The sequence below is a fragment of the Chryseobacterium fluminis genome (assembly GCF_026314945.1).
Classification (GTDB): Bacteria; Bacteroidota; Bacteroidia; order Flavobacteriales; family Weeksellaceae; genus Chryseobacterium; species Chryseobacterium fluminis.
In genome coordinates, this window is record NZ_CP111121.1 from 1448446 (window position 1) to 1465798 (window position 17353).

18 protein-coding genes are annotated in these 17353 nt (G+C 40.3%); 6 read left to right on the plus strand and 12 right to left on the minus strand.

All coding sequences use genetic code 11. The annotated features are described in order from the left end of the window. Nucleotides 1-561: 561 nt before the first annotated feature. From ODZ84_RS06380 to ODZ84_RS06390, 3 genes are all read right to left on the minus strand, one after another. Nucleotides 562-1968 (minus strand): alkaline phosphatase, encoded by a 1407-nt coding sequence (locus tag ODZ84_RS06380; protein WP_266176156.1) that lies wholly within the window; start codon nucleotides 1966-1968, stop codon nucleotides 562-564. Between the two features lie 83 nt (nucleotides 1969-2051). After that, nucleotides 2052-3251 (minus strand): GTP-binding protein, encoded by a 1200-nt coding sequence (locus tag ODZ84_RS06385; protein ID WP_266176157.1) that lies wholly within the window; start codon nucleotides 3249-3251, stop codon nucleotides 2052-2054. Nucleotides 3252-3263: 12 nt separating this feature from the next. Then, complete coding sequence (locus ODZ84_RS06390) at nucleotides 3264-3602, minus strand: MerC domain-containing protein (protein ID WP_266176158.1); 339 nt, start codon at nucleotides 3600-3602, stop codon at nucleotides 3264-3266. A gap of 86 nt (nucleotides 3603-3688) precedes the next feature. On the opposite strand from ODZ84_RS06390, the gene ODZ84_RS06395 reads away from it, so the two are divergent. From ODZ84_RS06395 to ODZ84_RS06415, 5 genes are all read left to right on the plus strand, one after another. Continuing rightward, nucleotides 3689-4069, plus strand: a complete 381-nt coding sequence (locus ODZ84_RS06395; RefSeq protein WP_266176159.1) for a Fur family transcriptional regulator — start codon at nucleotides 3689-3691, stop codon at nucleotides 4067-4069. A 60-nt stretch (nucleotides 4070-4129) separates the two neighbouring features. Continuing rightward, nucleotides 4130-4726, plus strand: a complete 597-nt coding sequence (locus ODZ84_RS06400; RefSeq protein ID WP_266176160.1) for a DNA-3-methyladenine glycosylase — start codon at nucleotides 4130-4132, stop codon at nucleotides 4724-4726. A 171-nt stretch (nucleotides 4727-4897) separates the two neighbouring features. After that, nucleotides 4898-5077 carry a hypothetical protein gene (locus ODZ84_RS06405; protein WP_266176161.1) on the plus strand — a complete coding sequence of 60 codons (180 nt, stop codon included), beginning with the start codon at nucleotides 4898-4900 and terminating at the stop codon, nucleotides 5075-5077. 341 nt (nucleotides 5078-5418) lie between these two features. Beyond that, nucleotides 5419-5859 carry a nuclear transport factor 2 family protein gene (locus tag ODZ84_RS06410; RefSeq protein ID WP_266176162.1) on the plus strand — a complete coding sequence of 147 codons (441 nt, stop codon included), beginning with the start codon at nucleotides 5419-5421 and terminating at the stop codon, nucleotides 5857-5859. 96 nt (nucleotides 5860-5955) lie between these two features. Further along, nucleotides 5956-6933, plus strand: coding sequence for a helix-turn-helix domain-containing protein (locus tag ODZ84_RS06415; RefSeq protein ID WP_266176163.1), 978 nt, complete (start codon nucleotides 5956-5958; stop codon nucleotides 6931-6933). A 171-nt stretch (nucleotides 6934-7104) separates the two neighbouring features. On the opposite strand, the gene ODZ84_RS06420 is transcribed toward ODZ84_RS06415, so the two are convergent. From ODZ84_RS06420 to ODZ84_RS06455, 8 genes are all read right to left on the minus strand, one after another. Continuing rightward, on the minus strand, nucleotides 7105-8070 hold the full coding sequence (locus ODZ84_RS06420) for a gluconolaconase (RefSeq protein ID WP_266176164.1): 966 nt from the start codon (nucleotides 8068-8070) through the stop codon (nucleotides 7105-7107). A 5-nt stretch (nucleotides 8071-8075) separates the two neighbouring features. Next, nucleotides 8076-9254: a PQQ-dependent sugar dehydrogenase gene (locus tag ODZ84_RS06425; RefSeq protein WP_266176165.1), complete on the minus strand. Its 1179-nt coding sequence runs from the start codon at nucleotides 9252-9254 to the stop codon at nucleotides 8076-8078. 54 nt (nucleotides 9255-9308) lie between these two features. Next, complete coding sequence (locus tag ODZ84_RS06430; RefSeq protein ID WP_266176166.1) at nucleotides 9309-9869, minus strand: YciE/YciF ferroxidase family protein; 561 nt, start codon at nucleotides 9867-9869, stop codon at nucleotides 9309-9311. A gap of 169 nt (nucleotides 9870-10038) precedes the next feature. Beyond that, nucleotides 10039-11217, minus strand: a complete 1179-nt coding sequence (locus ODZ84_RS06435; protein WP_266176167.1) for a hypothetical protein — start codon at nucleotides 11215-11217, stop codon at nucleotides 10039-10041. Further along, nucleotides 11207-12310 (minus strand): UDP-galactopyranose mutase, encoded by a 1104-nt coding sequence (gene glf / locus ODZ84_RS06440; RefSeq protein ID WP_266176168.1) that lies wholly within the window; start codon nucleotides 12308-12310, stop codon nucleotides 11207-11209. The genes ODZ84_RS06435 and glf overlap by 11 nt, the downstream gene beginning before the upstream one ends. Then, the gene (locus ODZ84_RS06445; RefSeq protein WP_266176169.1) at nucleotides 12303-13430 is read right to left on the minus strand and encodes a glycosyltransferase family 1 protein; all 1128 of its coding nucleotides are present in this window, start codon (nucleotides 13428-13430) and stop codon (nucleotides 12303-12305) included. The genes glf and ODZ84_RS06445 overlap by 8 nt, the downstream gene beginning before the upstream one ends. A gap of 204 nt (nucleotides 13431-13634) precedes the next feature. Further along, a complete protein-coding gene (locus ODZ84_RS06450) occupies nucleotides 13635-13799 on the minus strand; it encodes a hypothetical protein (RefSeq protein ID WP_266176170.1) in 165 nt (54 codons plus the stop codon). Between the two features lie 59 nt (nucleotides 13800-13858). Next, on the minus strand, nucleotides 13859-14695 hold the full coding sequence (locus ODZ84_RS06455; protein WP_266176171.1) for a cyanophycinase: 837 nt from the start codon (nucleotides 14693-14695) through the stop codon (nucleotides 13859-13861). A gap of 530 nt (nucleotides 14696-15225) precedes the next feature. Between ODZ84_RS06455 and ODZ84_RS06460 the strand changes: the two genes are divergently transcribed. After that, nucleotides 15226-15822: a Crp/Fnr family transcriptional regulator gene (locus tag ODZ84_RS06460; protein ID WP_266176172.1), complete on the plus strand. Its 597-nt coding sequence runs from the start codon at nucleotides 15226-15228 to the stop codon at nucleotides 15820-15822. Between the two features lie 68 nt (nucleotides 15823-15890). Here the strand turns inward: ODZ84_RS06460 and ODZ84_RS06465 are convergent, their stop codons facing one another. Then, entirely contained in the window at nucleotides 15891-17324 is a 1434-nt protein-coding gene (locus tag ODZ84_RS06465; protein ID WP_266176173.1) for an SDR family oxidoreductase, read from the minus strand. Nucleotides 17325-17353: the final 29 nt, after the last annotated feature.

Here is a 17353-nt window from a genome sequence, read left to right on the forward strand (position 1 = left end):
GTGTTTAAAATCCTTTGGATTTCCTTGGTGGTTTACTACAGACAACCACACGAAGGGATTCGTGCGGTAGCGGTGTGTGGTATTTATTATCTTAAACTTAAATACCTTTAAAAAGTTTAAAAAACACCGCATAATTAAGTGTACCTCAGAAGAAAAATCAAAGATTTTCAACAGGACTTCCGTGTACTTCTTCTGCGCAAAGTATAGTACTTAAATTAACTTAAGTGTTTAAAATCCTTTGGATTTTCTTTGTGGTTTACAGGCTACCACACGAAGGGATTCGTGCGGTAGCGGTGTGTGGTATTTATTATCTTAAACTTAAATACCCTTTAAAAAGCTTAAAAAATACCGCAGCATTAAGTGTACCTCAGAAGAAAATCAAAGATTTTCAAAAAACTTACGTGTACTTTTCTGTCCAAAGTATATTACTTAAATTAACTTAAGTGTTTAAAATCCTTTGGATTTCCTTGGTGGTTTACTACAGACAACCACACGAAGGATTCGTGCGGTAGCGGTGATTCGTGCGGTAGCGGTGATTTATATCTGGAAAAGTGGTAGCAGCTAAGTTTTTTTGATCTGAGTTGCTTTCAGCATCATCTGGTGAAGATCCGTATTTCTGATAAACGGAGACAGCCATTCTTTTCCGGGACCGTAAGCCGCCACTTCAACATAATCTCCCGAATGATCCATACTGATCCAGCCTACATTATTATGTTTCTGCTGTATCTCAGAATAGGCTTTATAAGGTAACTTTTTATAATTGTATAATCCGGACTCCTGTTTTTCCAGCCCGGAATAAAAGTTTAGTAAATGCTTTCCTTCTTCGTCGCTCAATCTTATACGGTTGGTTTCATAAATCCAGTCCCTGATCTGCTGCAGCGTAAAATCATGTTGTATGGAATTCAATATAAATTCGTTTGAGTATTTATAATCTGATATGCTGTTAAATTTTGAAGTGGCATCCGTTCCATAGATGGTGCCCGGGTTGGCATTGCCGTGATCGGTTGTAATAATAACCAGTGTTTCATTATCTTTTTCTGCAAAATCCAGAACAACCTTTATCGCTTCATCAAAGGCCAGCTGGTCGTGTATGATAGCGGAAATATCATTGGCATGGGCTGCCCAATCTACTTTACCGCCTTCTATCTGGAGTACAAAACCCTCAGCATGATCTTTCATCTGCCCAATGGCAACTTTTGCCATTTCTGCAAGCGAAGGACTCTCCTGCAAAGCCGGGAGATTCTTCTGATCGATGGTATACGGCAATGCTCCTGCATTAAAAACCCCTAATATTTTACCGGGCTTTTGTATGTTCTTCAAATCATTTTTAGTTTTACATACCCGGTACCCTTTCTGTCTGTATGCTTCATAAACATCTTTGCCGTCTGCTCTCTTACCGGGATTAAAAAACTCATCACCTCCGCCCATCATCACATCAAATCCAAGGTGATGATACATTTCTGCGATTTCAGGTTCGGCATTTCGGCTTCCGGAATTTACACAGAAACCCGCCGGCGTTGCATGGGTGATGGTGACAGTGGTCACACAACCTGCTTTTTTGCCTGCTTTCTTAAACTTCTGCCATATCGGAACATATTTTTCACCGTCAGTACCCATGTTCAGTACCCCGTTCTTAACTCTTACCCCACCCCCGAATGCTGAGCTGGCAGCAGCAGAATCTGTCACGATCGAGCTGGCAGACGCTGTATCCATTAGAGCTCTGCTCACTTTTCCGGTGTTATAAAGATCAATCCAATGGCTAGTTTTACCCAGTATATTTCTGGAATAAAGATCTGCCATGGTCAGGGTTCCCAGGCTCATTCCGTCACTTACCATAAATATGATATTTTTAGCTTTCTTATGCTGAGAATCATTGATTTTGGAATTACCTCCCAGCAGATGAATAGGGTTTAAAGCGAGGGCGCCTGTTAAAAGACCTGAGCCTTTTAGAAATTTACGTCTGTCCATTGTAAAAAATTATAAATAGCAAAGTTATGGAGACTGCAACATTACTGAAACAGTGTTGCATTAATTAATTATCAATTTTAATATTAAATATTCTTAGGAAAAGGATCTTTGAAATATCTTTTTTCTTTCACCAATTTTGATTCATTATCATTAATAAGACAGCTTTGTAAATCCCGGTAAATCTGTTCTTTGTCGAGCTCCTGCCCGATAAAGACCAATTCATTCATTCTGTCTCCCCAAACTTTATCCCATCTTTCTTCGATAAAAGTCTGATTTTCCACAAATACAGAATACTGCATTCTGTGAATAAGCGGCATACTGCACCACCATACGCCTGCTTTTTCCAGTCGCAACGATCCTCCAGCCTGTGAAAAGTTGAGCACATCGCCTGGTCTTGATGCTAACCAGAATATCCCTTTTGCTCTTAATATCCCCGGCGGATAATATTTATCGAGATATTCCCATAATCTGACAGGATGAAAAGGTCTGTGATCTCTAAAAATAAACGAACTGATTCCATATTCTTCCGTTTCCGGGGTATGCCCGGCGGACTCCAGTTCCTTCTGCCAGCCGGCAGAGTTCTGAGCCTTTTCAAAATCGAAAAGCCCGGTATTCAACAGTTCTTTTGGATTTACTTTACTAAATTCAGAGCTAATAATTCTGGCATCCGGATTCAATCTCTTGATAGCACTTTTTAAAAAACCTAAAGTATCTGCATCTACAAGATCCGTTTTATTAAGAATGATCACATTGGCAAACTCGATCTGATCTGTCAAAAGGTTAACGATGGCTCTGCGATCGCCTTCGATGTCTGTGAGGTTTCTGTCGGCCAATAATTCATTAGTGCCAAAATCCTTTCCGAAATTATAACAGTCTACCACCGTTACCATAGTGTCAATATAGCTGAATCCTGACAAATCGATCCCGCTCTCTTCATCTACGTAGGAAAATGTCTGTGCAACAGGAACCGGCTCGCTGATCCCACTGCTTTCAATGAGCAGGTAATCAAATCTGTTTTCACTAGCAAGCCGCTCGACCTCCATCATTAAATCTTCCCTTAAGGTACAGCATATACAGCCATTGCTCATCTCAACGAGCTTTTCTTCGGTTCTCGATAAAGTATTTTCACTTTTCACCAATTGAGCATCAATATTAACTTCACTCATATCATTAACGATGACTGCAACTTTTAAACCTTCTTTATTGTGAAGGATGTGGTTAAGCAAGGTCGTTTTTCCGGCTCCTAAAAAACCGCTCAGGACGGTTACGGGTAATTTGTTCATCTTTATTATGAATTAATGCTTATGATGATTAAAATTGATAAGGTGTCCGGTGATTAACCCAATCGCACCAAAATAAATGAAAGGCAAATGAATTTCGAAGAATAGATCTGCAAAAACCGAAACTGAAATAAGCAGAATCGAGACCGCAAATAAAACCTTCAGCCATGTATGCTGCGTTTTCTTTGAAATTCTATAGACCACAACTGCCCCGATAATCAGGAAAGCAAGGTCAACCAATGGATTATGAGAAATTCCTAATGGAATAACCATTAATAACGGAAAGACTATACAATGAATCAAACAAAGTGCAGCTGCTGATAATCCGACGACATCCAGAATTTTTGATTTCATAAAAATTATATTTTAAGTTTCTTATTGTAACTTTGTTGCAAAAGTAAAAATAACATTCCAATAACGCAACATCGTTGCATTAAAATATGAAAAAAACACGAAATACTCAGGCTAAAAGCGAGATACTGAGTTTATTAAATGATTCAGATAAGGCATTGTCTCACCATATGATTCAGGAAAAAGTGGGTGCATTATGCAACCGGGTAACGATTTACCGGGTTCTGGAACGGCTTGAAGAAGAAGGTTTAGTGCACAAATTTGTAAATGTGGATGGCGTGGTCAATTATGCTAAATGTCATGGTTGTAAAGAGGGCGGCCATTTGCATAATCATGTGCATTTTAACTGCAGGAAATGCCATCAGGTAACCTGTATCGAAAACAGTGTTCCTCAGATTAAAATGCCGCCTCAATTTATTATTGAAGATTATAATTTTGTTATCAGCGGAATTTGTCCCAATTGTCAGTAAACCTACAATTTTTCAGAAATTATTGTCCGATACCTGAGATATTTCCATTACATTGACATTATGAAACTATCAGCTGAATATTATGCCAATACTGATGTTAATTTTTTAGCAAAAGATCTGTTGGGTAAAATTATATATACTGCCACCGGGGAAACTGTCACGGCAGGAATTATCGTGGAAACAGAGGCCTATTTCGGAATTGAAGACAAAGCATCCCATGCATACGGGAACCGACGTACTGCACGGACAGAAGTGATGTTTCAGAAAGGAGGTCTGGCGTATGTCTATCTCTGTTACGGGATTCATCATCTGCTGAATGTTGTCACTTCCGTTGAAAACGATCCGAAATGTGTTCTTATCAGAAGTATTGAACCGTATTACGGTTTCGATGAAATGGAAACGAGACGAAAAATGCCGGTAGAAAAGCCCGCTATATCTTCCGGTCCCGGATCACTGACAAAAGCTTTAGGTATTGATCTTTCTTTTAACAGACAAAGCCTGACTGAAGACCGTATCTGGATTGAAGATCAGGGGATCACGTATGAGCCTGCTGAGATTTTAGAGGCACCCCGGATAGGAATCGGGTACGCGGAAGAACATGCCCTGCTGCCGTTACGTTTCTTTGTCAGCAATTCTAAGTATGCCCGGAACAAATAGTATAAACTGTGTGCTGATGATCCGATACATAATGACTCTCTATCATCGTATCAAGCATTTCATGAAATATTTTTAACGCCATTACCCTCAGATCCCGAAATTTCTAAACAATATCCCTGTTGATTTTTATGGAATCTTGGCATAATATTTTAATAAGTTTTAAAAAAAAGTATGATGGATACTATAAAAAAGACAGGCCTCATTGTTTTTGCCGGGTCATTGATTTTTTCCTGTGCACCTGTACCTAAATCCAATGGCAATCACGGACTTCCACCGGGACAGGTAAAAAAGGTAACAGGATCTAAATCGGCGAAACATTACGCCCCCGGACAATACAAAAAAAGTGAGTAAATGTAAGATAACCGGCAATCATGAAGTTACTGATGCTGAAAACCAAAGCCTTTGAACGTGCAGTTCAAGGGCTTTTTTTTATCAAAGTGAATTACCGCTGAATGATCATTATGACCATTAGAGCCAGTAAACCTGAATCTTCCCGGCCTGAACTGCGAAACTGCAATGCACTAAGTATTTTAAGCTTACTTTATGTAAGATATTATATTGAAAAAAAACTTATATGAAATTGATTGATTTTTGAAAGTTATCATTTGATTTTTTAAAACACCAAAGAATACTTCCCTGCTAATTTTGTATTAGAAATTTTAATAAAAATAACGGAACAAAATTTAAAGATTATGAGTACAAAAGAGCCAATTAAAAGTTTAGCACAAAACACTTTCAAAAATCATCTGGATTTCCTTTCATCCGGCCAGATCGAAAAATGGGTAGATCTTTTTTCTGAAGAAGGTGTTCTGGAATTTCCTTATGGTCCTGCCGATTTTCCTAAACTCGTACAGGGAAAGACAGAGCTTTATGACTATATGAAAAATTTCCCGAAACATTTTAAGGTTGATTTTGAAAATCTTCATTTTTATGCCACTGAAGACCCCACTTTGGTCATTGCCGAATTTACGAGTACGGGAACTGCGATCAGCACAGGAAAACCGTATAACCAAAAGTATATTTCGGTAGTTCATACTAATGAAGAGGGTAAAATTTTAAAATATGTGGATTTCTGGAATCCAATGGTTGCATTAGAAGCCATGAATGCTCCTTTGAGTAACTTCGTGCAGTAGCTTCATGGCAAGTTTCAGGAATGTAGCAGGAAGACCGTGTTCACGAGTTGTGAAAACGGTCTTTTCATTTCGCCCGGTTCTTATACTTTGGAAAATATGATGAAAAGATTTAAATTTGTTGTACTGGAAAACATCTTCAAACCATATTTCAGACATTCTGCCATGATAAAACCCGAGACTCTGGAGGATTACTATGCAAAGAGACCATTTTTAAAAACTTCCGATCTGAAAAAAGAGGAAGGTCATTTCAATATCCTATCCATATCAAGGAAGAATCAGCCTGAACATCATCATCCGGTTTCATACAGCCGAAAGGAGTATTTTAAAATATGCTTAATATCAGGGAAAAGCCAGATTCATTATGCTGATAAAAGTTTTGAAATACAAAAGCACGGGCTGCTGTTTGCCAATCCTCTGATTCCTTATAACTGGGAACCCATTGACGGATTGCAATCGGGCTACAGCTGCATTTTCACAGAGTCTTTTTTTAACAATTTCGGAGATATTAAAAAATATCCTTTTTTTCAGCCCGGCGGATATCCTGTGTATGAATTAAGCACCTCGGAGCTGCTTTATTTAGAGAATATTTTCGTACAGATGAAGCACGAGAAGGATTCTGATTTCGAATATAAAGATGATGTACTTAGAAATCTGGTTTTTCAGCTGATTCATTCTGCTTTAAAAATGAGGCCGTCGGAAAATATATTGCCTGAAAAACAGAATTCGGCGGCAAGAATTACTTCTCTGTTTATAGACCTTCTTGAAAGTCAGTTCCCGATAAGCAGTGCTTCCGGAGCAATTACACTCAGGAGTGCTTCTGATTTTGCAGGCCAAATGTCTGTTCATGTTAATCATCTGAATAAATCAGTAAAAGAAGCGATGTCTAGAACTACCTCTGAAATGATTTCTGAAAGGATTTTAAAAGAAGCAAAGATTTTACTGAAACACAGTTCCTGGGCCATTTCAGAAATAGCCTACGCCCTTGGATTCGAGGGACCCTCGCACTTCAGTACCTTCTTCAGGAAACATCTGAAGTTATCACCAAGTCAATTCAGAAATCCTGAAAAATTTTAGAGGTTGTCCATCTTAAGTACCCTACGCTGACCTAAGCTCTAACTGATACAGTATAGGAAATGATTCTTAACATTGAATTATAAAACACCGATTTCTGTGCTTCATGACGGAAATCGGTGTATTTTTACAATAATTCAATGATTTACGGTATTTATAAAATGTATTATTAAATCATTTCGGCAGCGGCATCAGCCGTGCATGCTGAATGTCAAATCGTACTGAGGGAACATTGGTACTGTCTGTGAGTTCTGAAAATTTTGCATTCATAATCCAGACTTTATCTTTTGCCATTGCAGCGGTAGACGGATAGGTAAACCGGTCGGCCACTAAGGTGGATGCAGATAATTTTGCAGAAGCCCAGTTATCCTGGGAAGTCAGCTCATATATTTTATCACTGCCCCCATTTTGTACTACGACCAATTTTTGATTTTCTGTAAGCAATAAGCCGTCACCGTTCATAAAAAACTGTTCTGTGGCAACTTTAGTTATATTTTTGGGATTATTCAAATCGATTTTATATAAAACTCCGGTTCCGCTGCTCACCGTCAGCAGATACCCTGAAGGATGAAAGACAATTCCGTTGAGACCGATCCCTTCTGTCTTAAACATGGGACTGTCTGCGAAGACCGAAGCCTTGCCACCGGGCGTCACTTTATAAATTACGTTTGAAAAACTGTCGGTTACGTACGCATTCTGCTGACTGTCAAAAGTCAGGTCATTAGCAAAATGATTTCCCTTTACCAGGCCAGACAGGTCAATATCATCTGTTTTCTTTCCCGTTATCATATCAATGCCAATTAACCTGGCCATTTTTTTCCGCGTGTCCGGAGACGTAAATTTGCTGTAATTGGCATCGCTTACACAAGCAAACAAACGCTTCCCGTCCGGATGCACTTTCAATCCGTATGTGGATTTCAAAGACGGATCATTCATCAGCAGACTGTAAACGCCGGCCGGAGTAACTTTTCCTATGCTGCCAAGCCGTGCTGATGAAACATAATAAACATTTGAACTACTGTCGTAGGCAATACCTTCCGGGTATGCTTCCGGTGCATTAAATTCTATTCTTGTACTGGGCTGGTCAGGAATAGCGGCTGCGCATCCGACCATAAGACTACATAATATTAATTTTTTCATACCGTTTATTTTTGCTTGATGCTGTAAAGAACTCCGTTTGCGTCGTCAGAAATATATACCGTGCCGGATGCAGTGATGGCTACGCCCGCGGGTCTTCCGAATCTGGTTTTACCTTTAAGAAAACCGGTCAGGAAATCTTCAGCCGATACGGGCTTTCCGTTAGAAAACTTTATTTTTTGGACTTTGAAGCCCACCGGCTTGCTTCTGTTCCAGGAGCCGTGCCAGCAGACAAGAGCGTCTCCGCTGTACGCTGAGCCGGCAGGGAAAAAGCGGAACCCAATGGGTGCCATATGTGCCTGATATTCCATCACAGAAGGTTCGGTAGTTTCCGCCCATTTTTCTTTACTGTTTCCCGCAGGATCTTCCCTGGTGGTATCCACTTCTCTTTTGGCATAGGCAAACGGATAACCATAATTTTTACCTTCTTTAAGATGATTTAATTCTTCAGGCGGCCAGTCATCACCTTTGGCGTCCCCACCGTTATCCATCCCCCAGAATTCATTTGTCTGCGGATGCCAGTCGAAACCGATCGTGTTTCTAAGGCCTGATGCGAAGATCTTACGCTCCCATGTGAGCGGATCTACCTGTACCATGGTAGCAGCCTCACGGTCTGATTCTTTACAGTCATTACAGAGCGTTCCGATTGAAATATAAAGTTTTCCGTCCGGTCCGAAATCCATGGTCCTGTTGGGATGCTGTCCTGCGCTGGGCATATCATCGAAAAGCATTTGCTTGTCAGTAAGCGTCCCGTCCGCATTTATTGTATACCTGCGTAATTCATTATTATTACACAGATACATGAAGCCATCTTTTACTGTGATGCCATGGACTCCTTTAAATTCGGCAGCCACTGTTTTGATTTCCTCAAATTTGCCATCCTTATTCCTGTCTTTCAGTAAAAGCACATCTCCTGTATCACGTCTGGTGATGTATAGATTTCCGTCAGGAGTATAATATAACATTCTGGGTTTTCCGAGGCCGGAAGCAGCTATTGAGACCGTCCATCCGTCAGGAACTTTCAGAAGGTTAACCATTTCGGGAAGAAAATCGAGATGTTCCGGATAATTGGTAGAATGGGTAATTTTGGTAATTTCCTTGGGTGGTATCCCCCGTTGCGCTGAAGCATTCGAAAACACAAAAGCTGTTACGAGAGGAATTATTTTTAAGATAGTTGTGGTATTCATAGGTATCAAATAAAAAAAATTCATAAGCTGTAGCTTATGAATTCATTAATTAATTTATTTATCGTTTTCCTCCGCAGCTTCAAAATTAATGGAGTGATAGGCGGAATCTGTCAAAATCACATCAGCTTCTTTTTCTTCAGCTAATGTTGCTTCCAGTAGCGCAGCTATTTCTTCTTCGCCCAGTGTTTTGGCAAAAGCAGCCAATGTACCGTACGAGGCAATCTCATAATGCTCAATTTTTTGTGAGGCCGAGATAATTCCTGCATCACGTACGGGCCCTGCCTCTGTTTCTTCCATAATGCTTTCCCCTTCTTTTATAAGGCCTTCCATAGCATCGCATTTTTTACCGCGGTTCGATTCTCCAAGTATATCAAAGATCTGCTCCAGCCTCTGAACCTGACCTTCTGTGACCTTCACATGTTCTTCTATGGCGGAGACCAGCTTAGGTTCACTTGCATTTTTGGCCATTTTCGGCAAGGCTTTTACCAATGCTCTTTCGGCGTAAACAATATCTTTCAGCTCGTCGATAAATAACTCTCTGAGTCCGTCAGCTGCAGAAGATTTCGCCTTGACCTTGCGTGTGTTTTTCTCGTTTTGACTGTTTGTTTTTTGCATAATATTATTTTTAGTGGTGTTGTCTATTCTATAATAAAGTGTGTCGACCGTCCGTCATTTATATCTTAAGTTATACTTTAAATATCATAAAATGGGCAGGATCCTGGCCTGCAGCCTCAATCTCGTATGATTCCGGGAAAGCAGCATGTATTAAGCTTATATACAGAGATTACACGGGTACCCGGAGATCATCCAGCTTTCTTTTAAATCCTTCCATAGCGCTGATACTCATTCTGTCCGGCACCCTGTTTAATGTTTCGGTATCGAATATATCCCAGATTCCACTGTGATGCCAGACCGTTGGATGATCCCAGTCAGGACGGTCGATAACCGGATAGATACAGCATCCTAAAAGAGGAAGCCCGGATTTCAGAACCGAGATACATTCTTTTTCGATCGAACGGATCCACAGTGCACGGTCTTCTCCGGGGTGACTTGTTTCAGTAATGACTACCGGTCTTCCGTACCGGGTGAAAACCGTTTCAATAAGAGAATGAAGGCTTCTGAATAAAGGATGTGGCGGCTCGTCTGCCCAAGGCAGAAATTCGTGGGTTTCATTAATCCACTGATTGTTATAATAATAATTAACCCCGATGATATCCAAATATTCAGGTTTCCCCCTGAGTTCGGGACACATCTGTCCCGAAAGGATATCATGAACCTGAAACTGTTCGAAATGTTTTTCTTCAGCGAGTAAAACCGCTTCAAAATTACTCTGGTCGTTTGAAACGATGCTTACCAAAGGCTCGGTCACCAAAATTCTTACCGACGGATCAATTTCACGCATCCTTTCGATTCCTTCAATATAGGCTTTCATCAATGCATATTTTACTTCCCAGCCCTGACCTACGCAATAGGGTGAAGTTCCTCTTACATCGCCCCCCAGCCATGAAATAAAACTCACTTCGTTAATAGGCGTTATAATTAAATGACCATCAGGCACAAGGTTTCTGTAGGTAATGACAAATTCGCGGCATAAATGGCTGAATCTTCTTGCAAACATCGGATGAAGAGGAGTCATATCATCCGGATAACCAAAATGGCAGATATCCCAGACGACCTGGATATTTTTAGCACGGGAACTTTTAATAACGCGTTCTACTTCTTCCCAGTCATATTCATAGGGTCTTTTTTCAACGGCACTCCAGCGGATTCCCTCCCGTACGGTTTTAATACCGACTTCCCGTAACCGGTCATAATCCTCTTCCAAAAACCGGTCATGTCCTGATTCTTTATATAGATCCACCCTGTTTCCAAATGCATTCTGATGGTCTGCACATTCAAAGCCACCCATCAGGAAACTTTTGAACGGATTGGTATTGGATGGTAAAAAATCATTACTGAACATATTCTTCCCTTGTTTTTAGCTTTTTGAAAAGGGCTAGTGACTGGGCCACCACCTGATCCATATTATAATACTTGTACGTCCCCAGACGGCCCGTGAAAAACACATCCGGATGATCTTCAGCAAGTTTTTTGTACTGATTGTATATTTCCTGGTTCTGCTTTCTCGGGATCGGATAGTACGGATCACCTTCGGCAGTGGGATACTCATATACAATCGTTGTCTTTTCATTTTTCTGCCCGGTCAAAAACTTGAATTCCGTAATTCTTGTATACATATTGGAGGTGGGAAAATTCACCGTCCCTGTTGGCTGATAATTTTCCTGATTCAAAGTTTCAAACTTAAAGTCTATGGATCGGTAAGGTAATTTACCGTAACAATAATCAAAATAAGAATCGATAGGACCTGTATAAATGAGTGTTTTAAAAGGAATAATATCCACAATATCCTTATAATCGGTCTGAAGCATAATGCTGATGTTTTTATGAGACAGCATTTTTTTAAACATTTCAGTATAACCGTTTTTCGGCATTGCCTGAAAAGTATCTGTAAAATACCGGTCATCCCTGTTGGTTCTTGTAGGAACACGGGCGGTTACGGAAGCATCCAGCTCAGAAGGATCAAGATCCCACTGTTTTTTGGTATATCCTTTGAAAAATTTCTCGTACAGCTCTTTACCTACTGCGTTCAGAACTACATCTTCGGAAGTAAGGATAGGATTTCTTTTTTCAGCTTTTGAAGCCAGAAAATCTGTCACCTCATCTGAAGTTAAATTTTTACCGTATAATTCATTAATTGTGGTAAGGTTAATAGGGATCGGAACCAGGAGACCGTCCACACTTCCCAAAACACGATGTTCATAAGGCCGCCACTCGGTAAATTTTCCCAGATATCTGAAGACATCCTCAGAATTGGTGTGGAAAATATGGGGTCCGTATTTATGAATGAGAATTCCTTCTTCATTATAATAGTCAAATGCATTCCCCGCAATATGATCCCGTTTGTCAACAATTAAAATCTTCTTCCCTTCGCTGGCCAGACGCTCTGCCAAAACTGCTCCTGCAAAACCGCAGCCTACTATTAAAAAATCATACATGGTTAATCTGTTTTTGTGTGTTTGTATCTAGCTCATTTACTACCTTCACTGCATCAATAAGGGCATTCATTTTGTTAAAAGTGTTATCCCAGGAATCATCTTCCAGAAAATGATCCACGGTTCTCTGCCAATGGTCCCTTTCGTCATCGGCAAAGATCTTCTCTGCAGTCGAAATGAACGATTCGGAATCAGAAATGATATGCACCAGACCGGCATTGCCATACGGATTGATAACATCCTTTATCGCTGTGGATATAACGGGTTTCCCTGCTGCAAGATATTCAGGGGTTTTCGTCGGGCTGATAAACTCTGTAGATTCATTTAAAGCAAATAATATCAATGCAATATCCCAGTGGGAGATGTATTGTGGCAATTCAGAATAGGTTTTAGGACCTAAATAGTGAATATTAGAAGCTCTAGGCAGATCTTCAGGACTTATTTTTACGACAGGACCAATGATGATGAATTGCCAGTCCGGACGTTTTGCTGAAACTTCGCGAAGGAGTTCAATATCAAAACGCTCATCGACAACGCCGAAAAATCCCAGTTTTGGAGAACTGATCGGTTTCTGGTCTGCCGGTTCTTCCTGAATGGCTCTTGCCTGGCCAAAATGCAACTTATCAATGCTGCTTGGCATAGCATGAATATTGTGATGCCTGTTTTTCTTCGCCTGGTAAAGAGAATTTCCCCCGGTGAAAACCACATCGGCCTTTCTGAACAGCTCATTTTCCAGCTGCAGCAGTTGTGGCGGTGCAAATTTGAATGCGGATAATTCGTCCATAGAATCGTAAACAATCTTCTCCGGGTGAAGCTCACGGGTAAACTGAAGAGCCATCGGAGTATAATACCAACTGATATAATTTTCTATATTGTACTCTTCTAAAAGTTCTTTAATAAGATTCTGTATTCTTTCGTTGGTGGTCTCGTCATGATTTGAAACCAGCAGTTCGACAATGTACGTTCCGTCCTGTACATTAACGATATACCTATCAGAATCCCCGATTTTCGGTTCTTCAAAATAAAATACCTGGTAATGCTTTGAAAACCTTGTGAGAAGGTGTTGCGGTCGCTGATAAACAAAATTCCATGATAGATGGCTGAAGCATAATAAGTATTTCATATGTATATTGTGATTAAGTGTGAACAATGTAGTGAAAAGAATATGCACATCTTATGACGTGAGTCATAATCTGCAGTCTCTGAAATTGTTAATTAGATATCATACAATCGGATAATATCATTATAATCATTTATAAATTATCGAGGTAAAAAAGAGAGAGCAAACTTTGAATTGGCTCTCTCCTTTTGTTTAAAACAAATATTTTTATCTGTTGGGATGAACGGGCTGGATCTCTCCGGTAGGCACAGACTCAAACAGCGACGGAAGAAACATATGCAGAATGAAATAAGCCAGCACGGTAAGAGGAACTAAGGCAAATAAAATAATGATGAGCAGGCCTGGTCTGTTTTTCTTGGATTCGGTTTTCATAATTCGTATTTTAAATTATTATTTTATGATTTGTAGGATGATCGTCCTGAAGTATTTATTTATTCAGCCGGTATCATACTGCCGTCATTAAAGTTAATCGTACAGCCATCAGTAAGAATATGTACTTTGAGGTTTTCCGCATACACCGGTTCTCCTTTCTCTACCGACTGGATATTGGTCTGCTGTATTTCTTTTCCGGAAATAATCACTACCATTCCGGAGCCCTTGCATCTGGCCAGATGCCCATTTTCAATCAGTAAAGCTGTATCTTCTCCCAATCCCACGCCCCATTTATCAGGATGCAAAATCGAGGCATGGGCCAGTCTGCCGAATCTGCCTCTGTGAATAAAATGAGTATCGACAATACAGGAAGAGATAAAGTTCATACCCGGTACCAGTTTAATATCAGCATCAAGAATTGCTTCCCCATTTTCAGCATCACTGATGATCACTGAAGGCATACACATAGCTCCTGCGCTTGTTCCTGCGACCAGGAAACCATTTTCATTCTTATACTTTTTCAGCAAAAGATCAATAATGGCCGAATCTTTCAATTCATCACAAATTTTGTTCTGATCCCCACCGGTAAAAAAAACCGCTTTGGCATCCTCTATCCTTTTAAAATAATGATCAGAATGCATCTGCTCGTCGCACAGATGAAGAAAATCATAATTGGTAAAGCCGATCTGGTCAAAAGTTTCCCGGTACATCCGGCGCATGCTTTCCGGCTCTGAACTGGCAGTGGTAATCACTTCGATGCGGTCATCTTTGTCAGATACCAGTAGTTTTAAAATTTCATGGGGTATAAAATCACGGTTTTGCTTTTCCATTTCATTATCCGCGTCACTTCTGTCTTCATTCCCTCCGATGATTAATAACTTTCCTTTTGGAATCATAATTTATTCTTTAATGTAGTTTGGTTTAATTGTATCAATGTGACTTTGTCTTTGATTGATTCAAATGTAATGAAGAGAAGACATCCTATTTTATGACAGCGATCACATATTGTTGGAGTCTCTGTTGATTTTTCTCAAACAGGCAGCAGCGGAAAACAGCCACCATCAAAATCACAGATCTGGCAATATTTATAACATATTATTGATATTATTTATTGATTTTACAATATGATTCAAAACATATAATTATTTAGTAATTTTCCAGTACATTTGAAATACATTATTTGTTGATGATTTATAAATTTCCTATTTCACATTAGGAGCTTCAGCAATTACACTCCGGAAAGTCGTCTCATATAAATGTATAAAAGGGACAAACCCATTATTCGTGACCATTCCCGTATATTCACAGCAGAATGCCTGTTGAAAAATACCTCATCGTCAGCAACGTTACGATTCCCGTAATACGCCGAAAATATTCTTCATGAACCTCTACATCTTACTCTATCATCAACCACAAAAAATTATCTATGTATTTACAAGAAGAACTTCTGTACTCCCTCGGAGCAGCAGAACAAAATTATAATCCCGGAGATTATATATTCCGGGAAGGCGGAAGCCCTCAATTCTACTTCCAGATTATAAGCGGAAACGTGAAACTCAACAACTATCACAGAGATGGTAAAGAATTTATTCAGGGTATTCTTACGTCCTATGATCCTATTGGAGAATATATGCTGCATTCAGATAAAATGTATCCGATGAACGCTGTTGCGCTTACCCGATGCTCAGTCATCAGGGTCTGCAGAAAAAGCCTACTGTCGTATCTGGATCAAAGCCCCGCTTTTTATATGGATCTCTGTAAATCTTTGTCGAAAGACCTGTACCGTAAGTTTGTTCTGATGCAGAAAATCTCATGTCACAGTGCTGTTGAGCGGTTGAAGGAAGTACTTCATCTGATGAAACAGGAACAGGAAAACACCGCACCGTTCACCTACGAGGTCCCTATTACACGACAGCAGCTGGCGTCACTGACCGGTCTCTGTTTAGAGACTACTATCCGGACCATTAAAAAGATGGAACGCGAGAAAATAGTACAGATCAGGAACAGAAAAATTCTCTTTTAATGAAGCAACTATAGACAATATTATTTTCCTGCTGTTACAGGCTGAAAATTTCGGTTTATTGACGGATTTTATCGTTTGCCTGCCAGCTTCCTTACCATCCCTTTAAAAATAATCCCGTGAAAAGGCAGGACAGAATACCAGTACAATCTCCCGGATACTCCGTGCGGACGGAAAACAGCCTTTTGCCAGAGCTTTCCTTTGTACACCTTAAACATCAGCCAGGCTTCTCCCGGAAGCTTCATTTCTGCAAAGAGAATCAGTTTTCCTTCTTCTCTGTCTGCATACAGAACGCGCCAGAAATCCAGGGCATCTCCCTGATGAAGATGTGTAGAACTGGTTCTTCCCCGTCTCAGTCCCGGTCCGCCGACCAATACATCCATAAAGCCACGCACTTTCCAAAGACTCTGTCCGTACCATCCGTTGGTCCCACCCAAAGAAAAAACACGGTCTATACATTGTTCGCGATCATCGTATTCCGCAGTCTGGAGATCTGTAAAACAACCGTATTTGGGTACATCCAGGTAATCTTTCAGGCTGGAGTCGCTTCGGCTGCTGATAAAGCTGTCTTTCCAGCTGGAGGCGATTTCATTATCCTGAATTTTTGCCAGCGTTCTTCGCAGGGCAGTATCATACGAAAATGGCTGAACTCCGGTAATTGCTTTAATTTCCGCCAGGCTTTCGGGGCGGCTTATTACTTCAATCTTCATGCTTCCCACAAGAGCAGTAGCCAGATTATAGGATGTGGAAGTAATAAAATACAGCCAATATGAAGACAGCTTAGGCGTCATCACGGGCACCGTAAAAATCTTCCTTTTCAGTCCACGTATTCTGGCAAACTCCAAAAGCATCTGTTTATACGTTAAGACATCATCACAGCCAATATCAAAGTTTCGCTGGTATGCTTTTTCTTTGAACAGGGTAAAAATCAGGAAGTCGAGCACGTTGGCAATTCCTATGGGCTGACATTTGGTATGAAGCCACTTCGGAGCAACCATTACCGGCAACTTCTCTACCAGATCTCTGATAATTTCAAAAGAGGCACTTCCTGAGCCGATAATAATTCCGGCTCTTAAGACCGTTACGGGAACGGTGCATTTCATCAAAATCTTTTCCACCTCAAGCCGTGAGCTCAGATGGGCTGAAAGTTCTTCTTTATTGGCCAGGCCCGAAAGATAGATGATGTGCCGGCAGTCTGTTGTTTCCATAAAATCAGAAAAATTAACAGCGCATTGTTTTTCAATTTCTGCATAATCATTGCTGTTGCTCATCGAATGCATGAGATAATAGGCTCCTGATATATCTTTAGGAATATTTTCCAGTGTTTCTGGCTTCAGAAAATCCACTTCTACCACTTCGATCTGGGCATCATCAATGTCGACACCCTTGGAAAACCTGCTTTTATCCCTGCAGCAGCATATCACCTGATAACCCTGGGCGGCAATAACGTTGATCATTCTTTTTCCGATATATCCGGTTGCTCCGGTAAGCAGTATTTTTTTCATACGTTTGGTTTAATGGTGGCAAAATGTTA